Below are 18,749 nucleotides of genomic sequence, written 5' to 3' on the forward strand. Positions count from 1 at the left end.
CGGGGGCGCCGTGAGGCGCCCCCGCCGTCGTCGTGCCCGGATGTTCCGCCGGGCGGTGCCGGGCCGTGGTCAGTCGTCGTCCCGGTCGTCGTGGTCGTCCCGGTCACCGCCGTGGTCGTCGCCGCGGTCGTGGCGGTCGTCGTCGTACCGTCCGTCGTCGTCGCGGTCGTGGTCCGCGGGCTCCGCGGTGAGCTTGCCGGACTCCGTGTCGACCAGGTAGTCGTGCTCGACGCCCTTCCCGTCGGTCGTGGTGACCTCCCAGACGCGGTTCCCGCGGTCGTCGTCCAGGTCGACCGAGGTGACCGTGCCCTTGGCGGCGCCCTTGGCCGCCGCCTCCGCGGCGGAGATCTTCAGGCCGGAGGGCGAGACGCCGTCCCCGCGGTCGTCACGGTCACCGCCGTGGTCGTCGCCGCGCTCGTCCTTGCGGTCGTCGTCCGCGGACGCCTGCCGTACGGACGCGGCCTGCGCGCTCTTCTGGTCGCCGCCGTCCGCGAAGGCCACGGCCGAGACGGTTCCGGTGCCGATCAGTGCCGCGGCGGTGAGGGTCGCGATGGCCAGCTTGCGCTTCATGGTTCCTCCCGAGTCGTTCTCGATGTGTGTTCCACCGTGGCGGGAGGATGCTGAACGCAGCCTGAAGCCACCTGAAGATCCCTTCAGGTGCCATACGGGAGAGTGGTCCCCATGCGTCTGCTGATCGTGGAGGACGAACGGCGGCTCGCCCTCTCGCTGGCCCGGGGGCTGAGCGCCGAAGGGTTCGCCGTCGATGTCGCACACGACGGCACCGAGGGGCTGCACCGGGCGAGCGAGGGCACGTACGACCTGATCGTGCTCGACATCATGCTGCCCGGCATGAACGGCTACCGCGTCTGCGGCGCCCTGCGCGCCGCCGGCGACGAGACGCCGGTGCTGATGCTGACCGCGAAGGACGGCGAGTACGACGAGGCCGAGGGTCTGGACACCGGGGCCGACGACTATCTGACGAAGCCGTTCTCATACGTCGTGCTGCTCGCCCGCGTACGGGCCCTGCTGCGCCGGCGTACGCGCGGCGCCCGCACCGTGCTGCGGCTGGGCCGGCTCTGCGTCGACCCGGGCACCCGCCGGGTGAGCGTCGGGGAGCGCGATGTGGAGGTGACGGCCAAGGAGTTCGCGGTGCTGGAGCATCTCGCGGTGCGTGCGGGCGAGGTCGTCTCCAAGTCCGACATCCTCGAACACGTCTGGGACTTCGCGTACGAGGGCGACGTCAACATCGTCGAGGTCTACGTCAGCGCGCTGCGCCGCAAGCTCGGCGCCGGCTGGATCGCCACCGTGCGCGGCGCCGGGTACCGGCTGGTGGACGCCGGTGCGTAGGGGCTCGGTCCGTACGCGGGCCGCTCTCGGCGCGACGCTCGTGGTGGCCGTCGCACTGGTGGCCGCGGGCTTCGCGGTGGTCGCGGTGCTGCGCGACGGGCTGGCCGGGAACGCGCGGCTCCAGGCGGAGTCGACGGCGCGCGGCGTCGCCGCGGAGGTCTCGGACGTGGACGCGCGCGGCGTGGGCGGCGTGGAGGGCCTGGAGACCGACGAGGACGAGCCCGCACAGGTCGTCGGCCCCGGCGGGAGGGTGCTCGGGGCGAGCGAGACGCTGCGCGGACGCGGACCGGTCGCGTCCTTCAACCGCGTCGAGGAGGACGAGGACGACGACGCCGACGGGGACGACGCGGCCACGGACGAGCGCCGCGACCGCGACCGCGAGCGGAACCGCGAACGGGAACGCGACCGAGGCCGCGGCGACGACGACTCCGAGGATCCCGAGGACTCCCAAGAGGCCGACGACGGCGAGGACTCGGGGCGCGACGACGCCCCGTCCGGCGACGACCCCACCGGCACCGCCACCCCCGCCGAGGTCGACCGCGACAGCGAGGCGCAGACCGTACGCGTCGGCGGCCAGGACTTCACCGTCGTCGGCGTGCAGAGCAGGACCCGCGACGGCACCCCCGTCACCGTCTACGCCGGTGCCTCCCTGAAGGACCAGCAGGAGGCGGTCGCCTCCGTGACACAGGCGATGCTCATCGGCCTGCCCGCACTGCTGCTCGTCGTCGGCGGCGTCACATGGCTGGTGACGCGGCGCGCGCTGCGTCCCGTCGAGGGCATCCGCAGCGAGATGGCCGGGATCATGGCCAGCGCCGACCTCTCCCGGCGCGTGCCCGAGCCGGACGCACGGGACGAGGTCGCGCGCCTGGCCCGTACGACGAACGACACCCTCGCCGCGCTGGAGTCCTCCGTGGAGCGCCAGCGGCGCTTCGTCGCGGACGTCTCGCACGAGCTGCGCAGCCCCATCGCCTCGCTCCGTACCCAGCTCGAAGTCGGCGCCGCGCACCCGGACTTGCTGGATGTGGAGGGCGCGGTCCAGGACACCGTGCGGCTCCAACAGCTCGCGACGGACCTGCTGCTGCTCGCCCGCCTGGACGCCGGCGAACGCCCCGGCGAGGGCCGTGTGGCGCTGGGCGCGCTCGTACGGGAGGAGCTGGCGCAGGAGCAGCAGGGGCCGCATCCCGTACGGCTCGGGGAGCTGCCCGACGCCGAAGTCACCGGATCCCGGGGGCAGTTGGCGCGTGTGGTGGTCAACCTGCTGCAGAACGCCCAGCGGCACGCGGCCTCACGCGTGGAGGTCTCGCTGCGGGAGAGCCGTGCCGCGGACGGCGGCCGCTGGGTCGAGCTGGAGGTGTCCGACGACGGCGCCGGTGTTCCGGAGGCCCAACGGGAGCGGATCTTCGAGCGGTTCGTACGGCTCGACGACGCCCGCAGCCGGGACGAGGGCGGCGCCGGACTGGGCCTGGCCATCGCCCGCGACGTGGCGGTGCGGCACGGCGGGACGCTGACCGTGCCGGAGGGCTCCCGCTTCGTTCTGCGGCTGCCGGCGGCGGACCGGGACGGACGGGCGACGGGTCCGACGGATTCGAAGAGCCCGAAGGGGCCGAAGAGCCCTCATGGCACGGGGAGTCCGGAGGATCCGGAGGGGCCGGGGAGTCACGAGGGCGCGTGACCCGGGAGCCGGGGAGCGGGAAGGAGACGGCGGCGGCAGACGGCGCCGGTGCTCAGAGCCGCCCGCGCTCGGCCCGCAGCTTCTCCGCGACCGGCAGCAGCGTCTCCAGCAGATGACCGAGGTCCTCCGGGGACATCCGGTCGATGAAGTGGCGCCGTACGGAGTCGACATGGTGCGGGGCGACGCTGCGCATCGTCTCCCAGCCGTGCTCGGTCAGCACGGCGAAGAGCCCGCGCTTGTCGGACTCGCAGTGCTCGCGGCGTACCAGGCCCGCCTTCTCCATGCGCGTGACCTGGTGCGAGAGACGGCTCTTGGACTGGAGCGTGGAGGCGGCGAGATCGCTCATCCGCATCCGGTGATCCTCGGACTCGGAGAGGTTGACGAGGATCTCGTAGTCGTTCATGGTCAGGCCGAACGGCTGGAGATCGCGTTCGAGCTGGTACATGAGCAGCCGGTTCACATCCAGGTGGATGCGCCAGGCTCTCTGCTCGTCGGCGGAGAGCCAACGGGTGCCGTCGGTGCCGTCGTCGGTGTCCATGGACGAGACTTTACATAGCGCCCGTACAGATGTGCTCCGGTCCTGTGCGCTCCCGTTCCGTGCTCACAGCCCGAACCGGCGCTGGAGACCTCCGAGCTGACCCGGAAGCTGTCCGCTCTGCTGACCGCCGTGCTGTCCCCCGTACTGGCCGCCGCCGGGGACGCCCGGCTCGTGCGGCACCGCGCCCGTCGCCTGCTCGGCCATGAGCGTCTCGCTGGACTGGATCAGGACCGTCCCCGCGCCCACGAACTCGAATTGGTGCTCCTCGCCGGAGGCGCCGCCGATCCCCGTCATGGCCCGGATCCCGCCCAGTACGCCCTTGAGATAGCCGTGGTCGTAGTGGTGGCACGGCGAGGGGCAGTCCGCCCAGCCGACCAGGGCCTGCGGGTCGACGCGTACGGGCGGCTCCATGAAGTGCACCTCGCCGTTGGACGCGGCGACGAACTTGCCCGTGCCGATGAGCGTGAGGAACCCGGGGATGATCGACTGCTTCAGCGAGAGCGACGGTTCGAAGGCCAGCAGGTTCCCCGAGCGGACCGTGAGGTTCCCGTCCTCCAGGTCGAAGGAGTTGACGTCGAAGGCGCGGTCGGCGAGCAGCATCTTGCCGTTGCCCTCGGCAACGACCCAGTCGGCCGCGTGCAGCGGCGAGTGGAAGCTCGTGGCGACGAGGGCGTCGAGGTGGCCGTGGCCGACGCCGTTGAAGTCGATCTGCCCGTAGTAGGCGATCATCTTGCCCTTCTGCAGGAACCACCGGCCGTTGAGCTCCACGCAGAAGGTGTACGGGTTGACGTTGTCGTCGGACGGCAGGGTCGACACGTCCAGGACCTGCGGAGCGGTGGTCACAGCTTCTCCTCACTTGCCTGTACGAACACGGCGCCGTTGCCGGACAGTTCGAGCTGGAACGCCTCGCCCGAGCCGCGTCCGACCATGTCGCGCCAGCCGAGCGCCGTGGAGAGCTTGTTGCGTACGTCGCCGTGGTGCGCGACGTACGCCTGCGGGTCGACGTGCACCGGCCGGTCCGGGGTGACCGGAAGCTGGATGATGCCCCCGTGCGCCATCACGGCCACCGCGCCCTTGCCGCGGAGCGTGGTGGTGAACAGGCCCTGGCCGGTGACCTGGCCGCGCACCATGCCCATCACGCCGCCGTCCGAGCCGAGGAAGAGCGTGCCCTGCTCCAGCGTCCCGTCGAAGGCGAGCAGACGGTCGGCCTCCACGCACAGGGTGTCGCCGTCGAGTTCGATGACCTCGACATGGTGGCCGCCGTGCCCGAAGAGCACGGTGCCCTGTCCCTCGACGGTCATCAGCGGCGTCGCCTCGTTGGCCACGCGGCGGCCGATCATGGACATCATGCCGCCCTGTCCGCCCTGGAAGTTGGGCGTGAAGCGGACGTCGCCCTTGTACGCGATCATCGCGCCGCGCTGGCTGAACAGGCGCTGCCCGGGCTGCACTTGGGCCTCGACGAGCTTGGAGTTGAGTTCCCGGAACGGCATCAGATCTCGCCCCCGACCGTGTTGCGCTCGCTGGGCTGCACGTACACCAGCCCGTCGCCCTCGAAGCGGATCTGGAAGGACTCGCCGGACCCTTCGCCCATGAACGTACGGAAGTTGACCCCGGACTGGAAACTCTGCTGGAGGCTGCCCTGGTGGGCGATGTAGGCGCCCGGGTCGACCTGGAGCGGCATGCCCGGCGCGACGCGCAGCACCACCGCCGGACCGTCCGACATCAGGGCCGCCTGCCCGGTGCCCTCGACGGTGGTGGTGAAGAGCCCGTTGCCCTGGGAGGCGCCGCGCAGGCCCGTGAAGGTCGTGCCCGTCCGCAGACCGGAGTCGGTGCACAGCAGGTTGGTGGCCTCGACGTGCAGCTTGTCGCCGCTGAGCTGGACGAGGTTGATGTCGCTGGCCCGGTCGGCGAAATAACAGACGCCGCGGCCCTTCACCTCCATCAACGTCATCTGCTCGCCGGTCAGCCGCCGGGTCACCATCCCGCGCAGGCCCTCGCCGCCGCCGGACAACTTCTTGAACGCCATCTCGCCGTCGTAGGCGACCATGGAACCGTTCTTCGCTTTCACGGTTTCGCCGTCCATCGAGACGGCGAGCACTTTCGCGCTGTTGAGTCGGAACTGAGGCACGTGGGAAACCTACCCTGGGCTCGGCGCGACGGGGCAGGGCTGCCACAATGGGCAGCGCTTGTGCATCACTTCACAAACGATCGAGGTTCTCGCGTGTCCATCCTGGAAACCCCGACCGGCATGGCGCCGAAGTCGGTCTCCGCTCTGCGCCGCCTCCGTCTGGTCTCGACTCCCGAAGCCGTCTCGTTCCTGGTGCTGCTGGCCTGCTCGGTCCTCAAGCGCACCAGCGACTTCGACGCCGTGCCCGTGATGGGCGCCGTGCACGGTGTGCTCTTCATCATGTACGTGCTCTTCTGGGCCGACGCCTGGAACCGGGTGCGCTGGCCGCTGGGCCGCGCCGCCCTGATCTTCGTGCTGGCCGTGCTGCCGACCGGCGGCTTCTTCGCGGACAGGCTGCTGCGCCGCGAGACGGAGGCCGGCGTGATCGCCGCCCGCGCCCGCAAGGAGGCCAACGCCCGGCCCTCGAACGTGGAGCGCCGATGATCGTCGCCTTCTCGGTCACACCGCTCGGCGTGGGCGAGGACGTCGGCGAGTACGTCGCGGACGCGGTGCGGATCGTCCGCGAGTCCGGGCTGCCGCACCGCACCGACGCCATGTTCACGTCCCTGGAAGGCGATTGGGAGGAGTGCATGGCGGTCGTGCGCGAGGCCGTCGCCGCCGTCGAGGCACGTGCGCCGCGCGTCTCGCTCGTACTCAAGGCGGACATCCGGCAGGGCGTGACGGACGGGCTCACCGCGAAGGTGGAGTCGGTGGAGCGGCACCTGTCCTCCTGAACGTCCCGACCGCGCGGCGGTGCGGGCCCTGTGGGAGTCCCGCGGTCGCGGCCGGCTCGGAACCGGTCACGTTCAGGAAGGCGCCGGCCCCGCGCCACCGGCCAGCAGCGCGATGCCCAACGGCGTGCGCTCGTAGAGCACATGGCGGTGCGCGCGGCGCGAGGTCAGCAGCCCCGCGTCGCGCAGCGCCGAGAGATGCGCGGAGACGGACGACGGCGCGAGCCCCAGCCGTACGGCCAGCGACGTCGTCGAGGCGGGCTCCTCCAACTCCGCCAGCACGGCCGCCCGGTTGGGGCCCAGCAGCCCCGCGAGCGCCTGGACGGAATCCGGGGTGGGCCGCTGCCACAGGCCGCCCACCCCGCGCGCCGGGTAGAGCACGGTCGGCTGCCACGGCGGTGCGAAACCGCTCACCACGTCGGGCCAGATGAACGCGCTGGGCACCAACAGGACTCCCCGTCCGTCCAGTTCCTGCACCATCACGTCCCGGAACGCGGTGCGTACGGACAGCCTCCCCTCCCGCCAGGAGACCCGCCCCGGGTGCAGATCCGTGAACAGCCCCTCCAGTCCCGTCTCGGCCAACTGCCGTGCGCGGTAGGCGATATCGGCCTCCAGCAGGTCGCGCACCCGTGGCCAGTCGGGGGCGACCAGCGCCTCCCAGGCCCGCTGCGTGAGATCGGCCAGCTCCCGCACGGCACGGGCCGGATCCTCCAGCATGGCCCGGCCGGGCGCGGACTCGGCCGCGCCCGGTGTGCACGCGAGGGAGCGCGCGATCTCCGCACCGGCGAGGGAGGGATCGCAGGCCCGCATCTGCTCCAGTTCGTCGCCGAAGGAGGCGGTGACCGACGACGTGGGCGGCGGCCCGAGGAAGTCCGGGGTGTAGCCGCCCGTGACCGGCATCAGCAGCCACAGCGGCGTGAGGTCGAGATCCGCGACGGCGCCGTGGATCCTGCGCAGCCACGGCAGGTGGTAGCTGTGCCGTTCCGTGCGGCGCAGCGTACGGACGGCCTCATGGGTCTCGCACAGCGGCGAGAGCGCGAACCGGCAGCGCAGCAAGTCCTCGGTGCCGAACCGCAGATGCAGGGGCATGGCACCTCCGTGATCGCCCCGGACCGGTCCGGCGAGCCCGGCCGGTGCGGCCGGCCCCGTTCGCTTCCAGGGTGAGACGCCCGGGCGGTCCGCACAGTTGATTCGTCCTGTGCCGAAAGACTAGGGAGCGCGCGGGAGCCGCGACAGGCTCCCGGCATGCCTTCTCACACCGGGTCCGGGACGGGGACTCCGACCGAGGCCGGGGCTGGGACCGGGACCTCCAGCTCCGGCGCCGGGTATCGCGCCGTCTTCCGGGTCCGCGAGTTCCGGTTCGTCTTCGCCGCCCATGTGCTCTCGCTGCTCGGCAGCGTCGTGGCCCATGTCGCGCTGCCGGTCCTGGTGTACGCCGGTACGTCCTCAGCGCTGCTGTCTGCGGTCACCTTCGCGCTGGGCTTCCTTCCGCAGGCGCTGGGCGGTGCGCTGCTCGCCCGGGTCGCCGACCGGTTCGCGGCGCGGACGGTGCTGGTGGGCTGCGATCTGCTCTGCGCGGTGTGCGTCGGCGCCATGCTGCTGCCGGGCATGCCGGTCGCGGGGCTGCTGGCGCTGCGTGCCGTATCCGCCTTCGTACAGCCGCTGTTCGCGGGCGTACGCGCGGCCGGGCTGGGCGAGATCCTGGAGGGCGACGCCTTCGTGCTCGGGCGTTCGCTGATCAGGGTCGCCGCACAGGCGGCGCAGATCGCGGGGTTCGCAGCGACCGGACTGCTGCTGCTTGCGCTCTCCCCGCGCTCGGCGCTGCTGCTGACGGCCGGCGGATTCCTCGCCTCCGCCGCGCTGCTCGGGGTGGGGACCCGGACCCGTCGGCCGGTCGCCGTCGGCCGCGTACGCGGTGGCACGCGCGTCCTCTTCGCCGACCGGCGGGTACGGGGGCTGCTGGCGCTGAGCTGGCTGCCGTCCGCCTTCGTCGTGGTGCCGGAGGGCCTGGCGGCGCCGTACACGGACGAGATCGGCGCCGGTTCCGTGGGCGTGGGCCTGCTGCTGACCGCGATGCCGGTGGGCGCGGTGGCGGCGGAACTGGCCGCGGGCTCGCTGCTGAGACCCGTCACGCGGGAGCGGCTCGTACTGCCGCTGGCGGCCGTGCTGCTCGTGCCCCTGCTGCTCTTCGCGCTCCGGCCCGCACTGCCGCTGTCGCTGGCCGCGCTGGCGCTCGCGGGTACGGGCATGGCCTACACCCTCGGCCTGGACCGCCGGCTGTTCGACGCCGTACCGGAGGAGCTGCGGGCCCGTGCGATGACCGTGCTGTCGGCGGGCCTGATGACGGTGCAGGGGATGGGCATGGCGGCGGGCGGGCTCGCGGCGGAGTTCGTGCCGCCGCACTGGGCGGTGGCGGGCTCCGGGATCGTCGGTACGGGCTGTGTGCTCGTCGCGGTACGGGCCGTACGGCGGGCGGCGCGGAGTCAACGGCCGCCGGGGGAGGGCCCGTTGAGCGCCGCATCGTCCGTACCGTCCCCCTCTCGCGCGTCCGGCCCGTAACACCGGCGCCCTCCGCGGCACGGCACCGCCGGGTCCCGTCCCGGCTCGATCCCTGAGACGCCTGTGGCCGCCATGTGAGCGCCCACTAGGGTTGTCGGCGTGCCGAAGCCGCTCAGTCTGACGTTCGATCCCATCGCCCGCGCCGACGAGCTCTGGAAGCAGCGCTGGGGATCGGTGCCGTCCATGGCCGCGATCACCTCGATCATGAGAGCGCAGCAGATCCTGCTCGCCGAGGTCGACGCGGTCCTCAAGCCCTACGGTCTGACCTTCGCGCGCTACGAGGCGCTGGTGCTGCTGACGTTCTCGCGGGCCGGCGAGCTGCCGATGTCCAAGATCGGCGAGCGGCTGATGGTGCACCCGACGTCGGTCACCAACACCGTCGACCGCCTCCAGCGTGCCGCGCTCGTCGCCAAGCGCCCCAACCCCGACGACGGCCGCGGCACCCTCGCCTCGATCACGGACAAGGGCCGCGAGGTGTGCGAGGCGGCCACCCGGGAGCTGATGGCGGTGGACTTCGGGATGAGCGCGTACGACGCGGAGGAGTGCGGCGAGATCTTCGCGATGCTGCGGCCGCTGCGCGTGGCCGCCCGGGACTTCGCGGACGACTAGCGGTCGCAGGCTGCCGGGGACGAGCCCGCGGAGGCTTCGACGGGGGGCCGGAAGAGCGCGCGGACGTGCCGGTTACTCTCGTGCGTATGAAGAAGTCCGTACTGACCCGGTACCGGGTGATGGCCTACGTCACCGCCGTGATGCTGCTCGTGCTGTGCACCTGCATGATCTTCAAGTACGGCTTCGGCACGGGCGAGGACCTCACCTTCGTGGTCTCCCAGATCCACGGCGTGCTCTACATGATCTATCTCGTCGTCGCCTTCGATCTGGGCCAGAAGGCCCGCTGGCCGTTCGGCAGGCTGCTGTGGGTGCTGGTCTCCGGGACGATTCCGACCGCCGCCTTCTTCGTCGAGCGCAAGGTCGTACGCGAGGTCGCGCCGCTGGTCGAGGACGCCGGCACGGCGCCCGCCGAGGCGTAACGGCCGCCCGCGCGGCCCGTTCCGCGTCCCTCCTTCCCCTCCCGTCACCGAGCGATCGGTCGACAATTACTTGGACGTCCAAGTAAATTCGAAGGCATGGACGCACACGCGATTGAAGAGGGCCGCCGCCGCTGGCAGGCCCGGTACGACGCCGCCCGCAAGCGCGATGCGGACTTCACCACGCTCAGCGGCGACCCGGTGGCGCCGGTCTACGGTCCGCGCGACGGGGACACGGTCGAGGGCTTCGAGCGGATCGGCTGGCCCGGCGAGTATCCGTTCACGCGTGGCCTCTACGCGACGGGCTACCGCGGACGCACCTGGACGATCCGGCAGTTCGCGGGCTTCGGCAACGCCGAGCAGACCAACGAGCGCTACAAGATGATCCTGGCCTCGGGCGGCGGCGGGCTGTCGGTGGCGTTCGACATGCCCACCCTCATGGGCCGGGACTCCGACGACCCCCGCTCGCTGGGCGAGGTCGGGCACTGCGGCGTCGCCATCGACTCCGCCGCCGACATGGACGTGCTCTTCTCCGGCATCCCGCTCGGCGACGTCACGACCTCGATGACGATCTCCGGCCCGGCCGTGCCCGTCTTCTGCATGTACCTCGTCGCGGCCGAGCGGCAGGGCGTGGACCCGGGCGTGCTCAACGGCACGCTGCAGACGGACATCTTCAAGGAGTACATCGCGCAGAAGGAGTGGCTCTTCCAGCCCGAGCCCCATCTGCGGCTCATCGGCGACCTGATGGAGCACTGCTCCCGCGGCATCCCCGCGTACAAGCCGCTCTCCGTCTCCGGCTACCACATCCGCGAGGCGGGCTCCACGGCCGCGCAGGAGCTGGCGTACACGCTCGCGGACGGCTTCGGCTACGTCGAACTCGGCCTGAGCCGCGGCCTGGACGTCGACACCTTCGCGCCCGGCCTGTCCTTCTTCTTCGACGCGCACGTCGACTTCTTCGAGGAGATCGCCAAGTTCCGTGCGGCGCGCAGGATCTGGGCGCGCTGGATGCGCGAGGAGTACGGGGCGAAGAGCGAGCGCGCGCAGTGGCTGCGCTTCCACACGCAGACGGCGGGCGTCTCGCTGACCGCGCAGCAGCCGTACAACAACGTCGTACGCACTGCGGTCGAGGCCCTCGCGGCCGTGCTCGGCGGCACCAACTCCCTGCACACCAACGCCCTCGACGAGACGCTCGCGCTGCCCAGCGAGCAGGCCGCGGAGATCGCGCTGCGCACGCAGCAGGTGCTGATGGAGGAGACGGGCGTCACCAACGTCGCGGATCCGCTGGGCGGTTCGTGGTACATCGAGGCGCTCACCGACCGCATCGAGGCCGACGCGGAGAAGATCTTCGAGCAGATCAAGGAGCGCGGCCGCCGTGCCGTCCCCGAGGGGAACCATCCCATCGGGCCCATCACGTCGGGCATCCTGCGCGGCATCGAGGACGGCTGGTTCACCGGCGAGATCGCCGAGGCGGCCTTCACCTACCAGCGGGCGCTGGAGAAGGAGGACAAGAAGGTCGTCGGCGTCAACTGCCACCCCGGTTCGGTCACCGGCGACCTGGAGATCCTGCGCGTCAGCCACGAGGTCGAGCACGAGCAGGTACGGGCGCTGGGCATCCGCCGCGAGAAGCGCGACGACGCGGCCGTCTCGGCGGCCCTCGCCAGGATGCTGGAGGCGGCACGCGGCGAGGCGAACATGATCGAGCCGATGCTGGAGGCGGTACGGGCGGAGGCCACGCTCGGCGAGATCTGCGACGCGCTCCGGGAGGAGTGGGGCGTGTACACGGAGCCGCCGGTCTTCTGACGGCCTCTTTCCGACGGGCTTTTGTGGTGCCGTTCGGCGGGAGCGCCGCTCCGCGCTCCCGCGCGCCGCCCGCCGGCGGACGGCTCCGGCGTACGCACTCCTGTCCCGGATTCAGGCCCGGACTTACCGTCCCGGCCCGCGGCCCGAACTCACGGGCCCGGGCGGCGGGTTGGGCTCCGTGGAGACGCCCCGCTCTCCGTAGGATGTGCGGCCCGTGCACAGGGAGCGTTCAGGAGCCGGACGTGGACAGAGCACCGGACGGCGGTGCCGGGCCGCTCAGCGGACGGGACACGCCCCCGCGGCTGCGGCGGCGGCTCGGCCTCTTCGACGCGGTGGTCGTCGGTCTCGGAGCGATGCTCGGCGCGGGCGTCTTCGCGGCGCTCGCCCCGGCCGCCCGCGCCGCCGGTTCCGGTCTGCTGAGCGGACTGGCGCTGGCCGCCGCCGTCGCCTACTGCAACGCGACGTCCTCGGCACGGCTCGCCGCCGTCCACCCGGCCTCGGGCGGCGCCTACGTCTACGGACGCGAGCGGCTCGGCCCGTTCTGGGGCCATCTCGCGGGGTGGGCGTTCGTCTCCGGCAAGACCGCCTCGTGCGCCGCGATGGCGCTGACCGTCGGCTCCTACGCGTGGCCCGCGCACGCGCACGCGGTGGCCGTCGCGGCGGTCGTGGCGGCGACCGCCGTCAACCACACGGGCGTGCGGAAGTCCGCGTGGTTCACCCGCGCCGTCGTCGCCCTCGTACTGGCCGTGCTGGCGGCCCTGGCGACCGCCGTGCTCACCTCGGAGGGCGTACGGGCCCAACGTCTCGCGCCCGGCCCGGACTTCACGGTCACGGGAACGCTCCAGGCCGCGGGTCTGCTGTTCTTCGCCTTCGCCGGGTACGCCCGTATCGCCACGCTCGGCGAGGAGGTGCGCGACCCCGCGCGCGTCCTCCCGCGTGCGGTGCCGCTCGCGCTGGGCATCACCCTCGCCGTCTACGCCGCCGTCGCCGTCGCCGCGCTGTCCGTACTGGGCGGCGAAGGGCTGGCGCACGCCGCGGCTCCGCTGACACAGGCCGCGCGGACGGCCGGAGTTGCGGGACTGGAGCAGGCCGTACGGGCCGGGGCCGTGGTGGCGGCGCTGGGCGCGCTGCTGACGCTGCTCCTCGGCGTCTCCCGCACGGTGCTGGCCATGGCGCGGGACCGGCACCTTCCGCACGCGCTGGCGGCCGTCCATCCGCGTTTCCGGGTGCCGCACCGCGCGGGTCTCGCCGTCGGCGCGGTCGTGGCGGTGGCGGCGGCCACGGCGGACGTACGGGGCGCCATCGGCTTCTCGTCCTTCGGGGTGCTCGTCTACTACGCGATCGCCAACGCCGCGGCGTGGACGCTCACTTCGGCCGGTGCCGCATACCGCCGCGTCCTCGCCGGGTGCGGCGTCGCGGGCTGTCTCGCCCTGGCGTTCGCCCTGCCCGGCTCGTCGCTGCTGTCCGGTGCGGCGGTGCTGGCGGCGGGTGCGGCGGTGTTCGCCGTACGCCGCCTCCGTCACCGTCCGACGTGAGGCCCGGCCGCGAACGCGGACGTACCGGCGGACCTATGACCTGACGTACGACCTGACGTACGACTCCCCGCCGGGCAACCGCCGTTCAGAGGGACGCCGCCGCCGGCAGCCCCTGGAGGATCAGCGTCGTGAAGCGGCGTGCCCACTCCGTGTCCACGGGTTCCGCGCTGACGAGCGTGCGGTGGACGACCGCGCCGGCGATGACGTCGAAGACCAGGTCGACCAGCCGGGCGTCCTCCTCCGGGTCCGCCGCGTCCGGCGGCAACTCGCCCCGCCGCTGGGCGCGTTGGCGTCCCTGGAGGACGAGCCGCTTCTGACGCTGCACGATCGCCTCGCGGATGTGCTCCCGCAGGGCGGGGTCGTTGGTGGACTCCGCGACGACCGCCATCAGCGAGGCGTTGGTGCCGGGCTGCTGGAGGAGTCCCGCGAAGGCGAGGATCACGCTCTCGATGTCCGCCTGGAGGCTTCCGCAGTCCGGCAGTTCGAGTTCGTCGAAGAGGGCGGCGACCGCGTGCACGACGAGTTCGCCCTTGTTGGCCCACCGCCGGTAGAGGGTGGTCTTGGCGACGCCCGCACGCGCCGCGACATGGCCCACGGTCAGCTTGCTCCATCCCACCTCGACCAGTGCCTCACGCGTCGCGTCCATGATCGCGACGTCGGCCTCGGCGCTGCGCGGCCTGCCGGCACGGCGGGGCGAGGGGGCTGGAGAGGGCATGGCGCCAGACCATACCGGGCGGTCTGACGCGCGACGCATACGGATCCGGTCAATCGGGCACGAGTCCCGAACCGTCCGTCCGGAACACACCCCGCCCGGTCGCCCCGGGCTCTGATCGCCGCGTGGACCGTCGCGTACGGAGCCGTCTTCCTGTCCGTCCCGCCGGACGGCACGGGGGTGGTACGGATACGGTCGCGGTACCGGGGGACTTGCGCGACCGGGCACCTGTCAAGTTACGCTACGGTCCGTATCGGAAAACGGGGTGACGACGGGGCTCTCCGGTGCGACGACCACGACCACGGCCGGTGGGGACCGGCTCGTCACACACCACGGCGGGAAAGGGGGAGACTGGACGCATGCAGCGACGCAACATGTCCATGAGCGGAGTGGTCGACCTCTCCGCGGTGAAGGCGGCCGGTGAGGCCAAGGAGAAGGCGGAGCAGGCCAGGGCGCGCTCCGCCGAGCAGGGCGGGGCGGGCGGCCCCGTGAGCCTGGTGATCGACGTCGACGAGGCGAGCTTCGAGGCGGAGGTGCTGCAGCGCTCCGCCGAGGTCCCCGTCGTCATCGACTTCTGGGCCGAGTGGTGCGAGCCGTGCAAGCAGCTCTCGCCCGTGCTCGAGCGCGTGACGCGGGAGTACGCGGGGCGTGTGCTGCTCGCGAAGATCGACGCCGACCAGAACCAGATGCTGATGCAGCAGTTCGGCGTCCAGGGCATTCCCGCGGTGTTCGCGGTGGTGGCCGGGCAGGCCCTGCCGCTCTTCCAAGGGGCCGCTCCCGAGGCGCAGATCAGGCAGACGCTGGACCAGCTCGTACAGGTCTCCGAGGAGCGCTTCGGCATCACAGGCCTGCAGGGTGTCGCCGACGAGGGCGCGGAGCAGGAGCCCCAGGCGCCCGCCGAGCCGGAGAACCCGGCGCTGGCCGCGGCCCAGGAGGCCCTGGACACCGGTGACTTGAACGGCGCGGTGCAGGCGTACCAGAACGTGCTGAGCGACGACCCGGGCAACACCGAGGCCCGTGTCGGCCTCGCCATGGCCGAACTGCTCGGCCGCGTACAGGGCTTGGACGCGCAGCAGGTGCGCAAGGAGGCGGCGGACGCGCCGTCCGACGTGGAGGCCCAACTCCGCGCCGCGGACCTGGACATGGCGGGCGGTCATGTCGAGGACGCCTTCGGCCGGCTCGTGGAGACGGTGAAAAGGACCGCGGGAGACGACAGGGAGACCGCGCGTGTGCGGCTGTTGGAGCTCTTCGAGGTGATTGGCGCGGAGGACCCGCGGGTAGTCACCGCGCGTAGTGCCCTGGCTCGCGTGCTGTTCTGACCGTCGCGCTCCGTCGCGCACGCTCGGTCACGACACATGGTTTTAGCGACATCAGCGGCTGTGTTTTACCAAAACTTGGTAATCGCAGCCGCTGTTACTCGTAGTAAGTGGCCACGAGCGCTTTCTTGTTGGATGTCCGGTTGGTTCCCGGTTCCACGCCCCGAACGTGACGACCCTGTGTGTCTGCCCTATGCTGATCGGCCGCCGAGCGGTTATCTGGCCGTTACTCACTGGTAACGCACCCCCTTGTGCGCAGCGTTCGGATGCACCACGATCGGCCAAGCTCGGTCCATTGCCCGCAGCCCGGCAACCATTCGGCGCTTCACGGGTATTGGATCCCCACCGAGCAAGACCGGCACGCAAGCTTCAGCCCCATCCAGCACCATCGCCGGTCTTCCGGACAGGGGGGTCTCTGCCGAACAGGCAGGGCCTGTCCGAACAAAGCAGGTTGCGCGTGAGCGTGGCCAGTGGTTGTCGCTCGGGGGTGATCGCCGACAGCTCGGACGTGACGTATCCGTACGTCTGTCGATGACGGCGCTCTCCTTCCCGAGGACGTAGCACTTCTCCCATCCCAGGTCAGGGAGCGGGCCGTTCAGGAGCGGTTCGTCCAGGCCGGAGATGTACGTCCGAGAAGGAGGAAAGTCATGGAGTCCCTGGCTCGTGGCGGGACCAGATGGAAGCGGTTCGCCGTCGTCATGGTGCCGAGTGTCGCTGCCACCGCAGCGATCGGTGTGGCACTTTCGCAGGGTGCGCTGGCGGCGTCGTTCAGCGTCTCCGGCCAGCAGTTCAAGGTCAGCGCCGACCGGCTGGACGGTAAGGGCTTCGTCCAGTACGGAGCCGTCGACTCGACGAAGGTCGGCAAGAAGCCCGTCGCGGTGGTCGGCTTCAACGAGGCGAAGATCAAGAATCTTTGCCAGTCCGTCGTCGTGCCGGTACCGGCCTTCGGCGACGTGACGATGAAGCTCGGCGCCGGTGCGTCCGCCCCGGTCGAGGCCAAGAAGCTGTACATCGACGCCGATGACCTCGGTGCGAACGCCACGTTCAACAACATCGACATCGGCGTCGCGGCGGACAGCACCTCGAAGGGCCCCGGCCCGCACAAGGGCGACAAGTACGCGCCCGGTTCGTTCGCTCAGCAGGCCGACAGCGCGACGTTCACCGACGTCAAGCAGCGTGCCTGGGCGACGACCGCCGGTACTTTCAAGCTCAGCGGCCTGAAGATGGCCGTGAAGAAAGGCAAGAACGAGTGCTACTGACGGGCACTCACTGACCGGACGGGTGCGCTGCGGCTGCTCCTTGCCGCCCCGCACCCGTCCGGTCTGCTCCACCAACGCAAGCTTTGTGCCAGTCCCGAGGAGCTGTACGACATGAGCGCCGAGACGCGACAAAGGCTGACGACCGGATTCGGCCAGAAGCGCAGTTCTTTCCGGGACTGGCGTGGACAGCGCCCGTTCTGGGGTGGGCTGCTGACGCTGCTCGCCGGGTTCCCCATCATGTACATCCCGTACCAGAACCTGACGTTGGGTTCGCTGACGATCCGGATGTCGACGACGGCGGGCGCTGGCTCGCTCATCATCGGCGTCCTGCTCGTGGTACTCGGGCTGACGATGTGGTTCCAGCCGCACTCTCGGGTCTTCGCCGGCATCGCGGCGATTCTGCTGTCCTTGGTTTCCCTGGTCGTCTCGAACGTGGGCGCCTTCATGATCGGCTTCCTGCTGGGGCTGCTCGGTGGCGCACTCGGTGTCTCCTGGGGGCCGGGAAAGCCCCTCGCCAAGCGTGAGGGCGGCGGTGGCGAGTCGGGCGACTCGGACACCTCCGCTCACAAGGCACCTTCGAGCCCCACGTACTCCTCGTCGTCCTCCGACGCGGACAGGGACTCGGACAGCGGCCGCCCGCGGGGCACGGCCCACGACGACCTTTCAGTCTTTGGAACGGCTTCGTCCACCGGAGCCGATGCGAACCACGGGAACGGGAGGCACCGTGCCGGGTGACGAGGTTCATGAGGAGGCGGTGCCGTCGGCGCAACAAGCGTCCGACGCCGGCCGCGGAAGAATCGGACCGCGTCACGCGGCGCCGAGGAAGCCGCTGCTCAACCGTCTGCATGTCCCCGCGGGCAAGGCGATAGCCATCGCGGCGATGCCGTCCGCGGTCCTGATGGGGATGGGGCTCACCCCCCAACTGGCCAGCGCCAAGCCGCTGCCCAAGAACCCCTTCAAGGGCGGCGCCTGCGTGTCTCAGCCCGACAAGGACGAGAACGCACAGGAGAAGGCCGAGGAGGCCGCGAAGGAAAAGGCGGCACGGGAGAAGGCCGAGCGGGAGAAGGAGAAGGACGAGCAGAACGGCGGCTCGGACTCCTCCAAGCCCCAGCCCGACCCCTCGGACGACTCCGGTTCGGCTGACGGCGGCGGCACCGGCGGCGGCACAGGCGGCAGCGGGTCGCAGGACCCCGAGCCCAGCCCGTCCCCGTCCGACCCCGGTGACGACGACGAGGACGACGACGGCGGCGGCCTGCTGGGCGGTGTCGGCGATGCGATCGGCGACATCTTCAACCCCAAGAAGGACAAGGACGAGAACAAGGACGACGAGGAGAAGAAGGAAGAGGACAAGGCCTCTCCCAGCCCCTCGGCCTCCGGTTCCTCGTCCTCGGCGGACAAGCCCGTCGAGGACACGGTCGGCAAGGTCGGCGACGGCCTCAAGGACACCACCGGCAAGCTCGGCAAGGGCCTGGAGGACGCGGGCAAGGGCGCGAAGGGCACGCTTCCCTCGGCCGGCGACGACGAGGCCGGGAACGCCACGGACAAGGACGGCAAGAAGGCCTTCCCGTGCGTCGAGGAGAAGAAGTCCGCGGGCAAGGACGAGCAGACGCCCAACATGCTCCCCAACGACCCGTGGAACCTGGAGGCCAGTTCGCTCGGTCTGCACGGTCTGGACTACAAGGGCGTCGTCAACATCCGTACGCAGGACGGGCGGACGAAGCAGGCGCTGAAGTTCACCGCCAGCAGCCTCGACATCGGCGACCTGCACCAGATCGTGAAGGGCCCGAACGGCACCACGTACCACGTACGGGCGTCGCAGGGCTCCACCTCCACGATCCGCGGCGGCCAGGTCACGATGTACACGGAGGAGCTCAAGGGCAATCTGTTCGGGCTGATCCCGATCACCTTCGACCCTGAGCACCCGCCGCCGCTGAACATCCCCGAGGCGTACTTCACCAACGTCAAGGTCAAGCAGGCCGGTCAGTTCGGCGGCAACCTCACGGTTCCCGGGCTGCAGCAGTCCATCGAGTGACCCGTTCACGTTCACCGGGAGCCGCACACGAGCCGGGCCCGCGACCTCTCATCGAG

At 71.2% G+C, this 18,749-nt stretch carries 20 protein-coding genes; 13 read left to right on the top strand and 7 right to left on the bottom strand.

Annotated elements, in window-relative coordinates; all coding sequences use genetic code 11:
* Positions 1-69: 69 nt before the first annotated feature.
* Positions 70-570 (bottom strand): PepSY domain-containing protein, encoded by a 501-nt coding sequence (locus tag AN218_RS11460; protein ID WP_070016752.1) that lies wholly within the window; start codon positions 568-570, stop codon positions 70-72.
* Between the two features lie 111 nt (positions 571-681).
* On the opposite strand from AN218_RS11460, the gene AN218_RS11465 reads away from it, so the two are divergent.
* The gene (locus tag AN218_RS11465) at positions 682-1,347 is read left to right on the top strand and encodes a response regulator transcription factor (RefSeq protein WP_070016753.1); all 666 of its coding nucleotides are present in this window, start codon (positions 682-684) and stop codon (positions 1,345-1,347) included.
* Between the two features lie 166 nt (positions 1,348-1,513).
* A complete protein-coding gene (locus AN218_RS34365; protein ID WP_420855963.1) occupies positions 1,514-3,019 on the top strand; it encodes a sensor histidine kinase in 1,506 nt (501 codons plus the stop codon).
* A 52-nt stretch (positions 3,020-3,071) separates the two neighbouring features.
* Here the strand turns inward: AN218_RS34365 and AN218_RS11475 are convergent, their stop codons facing one another.
* From AN218_RS11475 to AN218_RS11490, 4 genes are all read right to left on the bottom strand, one after another.
* A complete protein-coding gene (locus AN218_RS11475) occupies positions 3,072-3,557 on the bottom strand; it encodes a MarR family winged helix-turn-helix transcriptional regulator (RefSeq protein ID WP_070016754.1) in 486 nt (161 codons plus the stop codon).
* A gap of 63 nt (positions 3,558-3,620) precedes the next feature.
* Positions 3,621-4,400, bottom strand: coding sequence for an AIM24 family protein (locus AN218_RS11480; protein ID WP_070016755.1), 780 nt, complete (start codon positions 4,398-4,400; stop codon positions 3,621-3,623).
* Positions 4,397-5,047, bottom strand: coding sequence for an AIM24 family protein (locus AN218_RS11485; protein WP_070016756.1), 651 nt, complete (start codon positions 5,045-5,047; stop codon positions 4,397-4,399). The genes AN218_RS11480 and AN218_RS11485 overlap by 4 nt, the downstream gene beginning before the upstream one ends.
* Positions 5,047-5,685 (bottom strand): AIM24 family protein, encoded by a 639-nt coding sequence (locus AN218_RS11490; RefSeq protein WP_079132056.1) that lies wholly within the window; start codon positions 5,683-5,685, stop codon positions 5,047-5,049. Before AN218_RS11490 ends, AN218_RS11485 begins: the two co-directional genes overlap by 1 nt.
* A gap of 120 nt (positions 5,686-5,805) precedes the next feature.
* On the opposite strand from AN218_RS11490, the gene AN218_RS11495 reads away from it, so the two are divergent.
* A complete protein-coding gene (locus tag AN218_RS11495; RefSeq protein ID WP_070016770.1) occupies positions 5,806-6,168 on the top strand; it encodes a DUF3817 domain-containing protein in 363 nt (120 codons plus the stop codon).
* Positions 6,165-6,458: an MTH1187 family thiamine-binding protein gene (locus AN218_RS11500; RefSeq protein ID WP_070016757.1), complete on the top strand. Its 294-nt coding sequence runs from the start codon at positions 6,165-6,167 to the stop codon at positions 6,456-6,458. Before AN218_RS11495 ends, AN218_RS11500 begins: the two co-directional genes overlap by 4 nt.
* 72 nt (positions 6,459-6,530) lie before the next feature.
* On the opposite strand, the gene AN218_RS11505 is transcribed toward AN218_RS11500, so the two are convergent.
* Entirely contained in the window at positions 6,531-7,544 is a 1,014-nt protein-coding gene (locus tag AN218_RS11505; protein ID WP_070016758.1) for an ArsR/SmtB family transcription factor, read from the bottom strand.
* Between the two features lie 156 nt (positions 7,545-7,700).
* Between AN218_RS11505 and AN218_RS11510 the strand changes: the two genes are divergently transcribed.
* The 5 genes from AN218_RS11510 to AN218_RS11530 all read left to right on the top strand — a co-directional run bounded on the left by AN218_RS11510 (position 7,701) and on the right by AN218_RS11530 (position 13,374).
* On the top strand, positions 7,701-9,014 hold the full coding sequence (locus tag AN218_RS11510; protein WP_070016759.1) for an MFS transporter: 1,314 nt from the start codon (positions 7,701-7,703) through the stop codon (positions 9,012-9,014).
* Between the two features lie 99 nt (positions 9,015-9,113).
* A complete protein-coding gene (locus AN218_RS11515; protein ID WP_070016760.1) occupies positions 9,114-9,623 on the top strand; it encodes a MarR family winged helix-turn-helix transcriptional regulator in 510 nt (169 codons plus the stop codon).
* Between the two features lie 86 nt (positions 9,624-9,709).
* The gene (locus AN218_RS11520; protein WP_070016761.1) at positions 9,710-10,042 is read left to right on the top strand and encodes a DUF3817 domain-containing protein; all 333 of its coding nucleotides are present in this window, start codon (positions 9,710-9,712) and stop codon (positions 10,040-10,042) included.
* Between the two features lie 96 nt (positions 10,043-10,138).
* Complete coding sequence (locus AN218_RS11525; protein WP_070016762.1) at positions 10,139-11,839, top strand: coenzyme B12-dependent isobutyryl-CoA mutase large subunit; 1,701 nt, start codon at positions 10,139-10,141, stop codon at positions 11,837-11,839.
* Positions 11,840-12,081: 242 nt separating this feature from the next.
* The gene (locus AN218_RS11530; RefSeq protein WP_070016763.1) at positions 12,082-13,374 is read left to right on the top strand and encodes an APC family permease; all 1,293 of its coding nucleotides are present in this window, start codon (positions 12,082-12,084) and stop codon (positions 13,372-13,374) included.
* Positions 13,375-13,459: 85 nt separating this feature from the next.
* On the opposite strand, the gene AN218_RS11535 is transcribed toward AN218_RS11530, so the two are convergent.
* Positions 13,460-14,089, bottom strand: a complete 630-nt coding sequence (locus AN218_RS11535; RefSeq protein WP_070016764.1) for a TetR/AcrR family transcriptional regulator — start codon at positions 14,087-14,089, stop codon at positions 13,460-13,462.
* A gap of 356 nt (positions 14,090-14,445) precedes the next feature.
* Between AN218_RS11535 and AN218_RS11540 the strand changes: the two genes are divergently transcribed.
* The 4 genes from AN218_RS11540 to AN218_RS11555 all read left to right on the top strand — a co-directional run bounded on the left by AN218_RS11540 (position 14,446) and on the right by AN218_RS11555 (position 18,693).
* Positions 14,446-15,405 (top strand): tetratricopeptide repeat protein, encoded by a 960-nt coding sequence (locus AN218_RS11540; RefSeq protein WP_070016765.1) that lies wholly within the window; start codon positions 14,446-14,448, stop codon positions 15,403-15,405.
* Positions 15,406-16,049: 644 nt separating this feature from the next.
* A complete protein-coding gene (locus AN218_RS11545) occupies positions 16,050-16,661 on the top strand; it encodes a DUF6230 family protein (RefSeq protein ID WP_070016766.1) in 612 nt (203 codons plus the stop codon).
* A 111-nt stretch (positions 16,662-16,772) separates the two neighbouring features.
* Positions 16,773-17,396 carry a DUF6114 domain-containing protein gene (locus AN218_RS11550; RefSeq protein WP_070016767.1) on the top strand — a complete coding sequence of 208 codons (624 nt, stop codon included), beginning with the start codon at positions 16,773-16,775 and terminating at the stop codon, positions 17,394-17,396.
* Complete coding sequence (locus AN218_RS11555; RefSeq protein ID WP_070016768.1) at positions 17,386-18,693, top strand: hypothetical protein; 1,308 nt, start codon at positions 17,386-17,388, stop codon at positions 18,691-18,693. The genes AN218_RS11550 and AN218_RS11555 overlap by 11 nt, the downstream gene beginning before the upstream one ends.
* The last annotated feature ends 56 nt before the right edge of the window (positions 18,694-18,749 follow it).

It is taken from the genome of Streptomyces nanshensis (genome assembly GCF_001751255.1).
GTDB lineage: Bacteria > Actinomycetota > Actinomycetes > Streptomycetales > Streptomycetaceae > Streptomyces > Streptomyces nanshensis_A.

What these genes read in the sequence shown, in the direction of transcription:
- AN218_RS11460 (WP_070016752.1), bottom strand. Translation starts at nt 570, where the DNA reads ATGAAGCGCAAGCTGGCCATCGCGACCCTCACCGCCGCGGCACTGATC.
- AN218_RS11465 (WP_070016753.1), top strand. Translation starts at nt 682, where the DNA reads ATGCGTCTGCTGATCGTGGAGGACGAACGGCGGCTCGCCCTCTCGCTG.
- AN218_RS11475 (WP_070016754.1), bottom strand. Translation starts at nt 3,557, where the DNA reads ATGGACACCGACGACGGCACCGACGGCACCCGTTGGCTCTCCGCCGAC.
- AN218_RS11485 (WP_070016756.1), bottom strand. Translation starts at nt 5,047, where the DNA reads ATGCCGTTCCGGGAACTCAACTCCAAGCTCGTCGAGGCCCAAGTGCAG.
- AN218_RS11495 (WP_070016770.1), top strand. Translation starts at nt 5,806, where the DNA reads ATGGCGCCGAAGTCGGTCTCCGCTCTGCGCCGCCTCCGTCTGGTCTCG.
- AN218_RS11500 (WP_070016757.1), top strand. Translation starts at nt 6,165, where the DNA reads ATGATCGTCGCCTTCTCGGTCACACCGCTCGGCGTGGGCGAGGACGTC.
- AN218_RS11505 (WP_070016758.1), bottom strand. Translation starts at nt 7,544, where the DNA reads ATGCCCCTGCATCTGCGGTTCGGCACCGAGGACTTGCTGCGCTGCCGG.
- AN218_RS11510 (WP_070016759.1), top strand. Translation starts at nt 7,701, where the DNA reads ATGCCTTCTCACACCGGGTCCGGGACGGGGACTCCGACCGAGGCCGGG.
- AN218_RS11520 (WP_070016761.1), top strand. Translation starts at nt 9,710, where the DNA reads ATGAAGAAGTCCGTACTGACCCGGTACCGGGTGATGGCCTACGTCACC.
- AN218_RS11525 (WP_070016762.1), top strand. Translation starts at nt 10,139, where the DNA reads ATGGACGCACACGCGATTGAAGAGGGCCGCCGCCGCTGGCAGGCCCGG.
- AN218_RS11535 (WP_070016764.1), bottom strand. Translation starts at nt 14,089, where the DNA reads ATGCCCTCTCCAGCCCCCTCGCCCCGCCGTGCCGGCAGGCCGCGCAGC.
- AN218_RS11540 (WP_070016765.1), top strand. Translation starts at nt 14,446, where the DNA reads ATGCAGCGACGCAACATGTCCATGAGCGGAGTGGTCGACCTCTCCGCG.
- AN218_RS11545 (WP_070016766.1), top strand. Translation starts at nt 16,050, where the DNA reads ATGGAGTCCCTGGCTCGTGGCGGGACCAGATGGAAGCGGTTCGCCGTC.
- AN218_RS11550 (WP_070016767.1), top strand. Translation starts at nt 16,773, where the DNA reads ATGAGCGCCGAGACGCGACAAAGGCTGACGACCGGATTCGGCCAGAAG.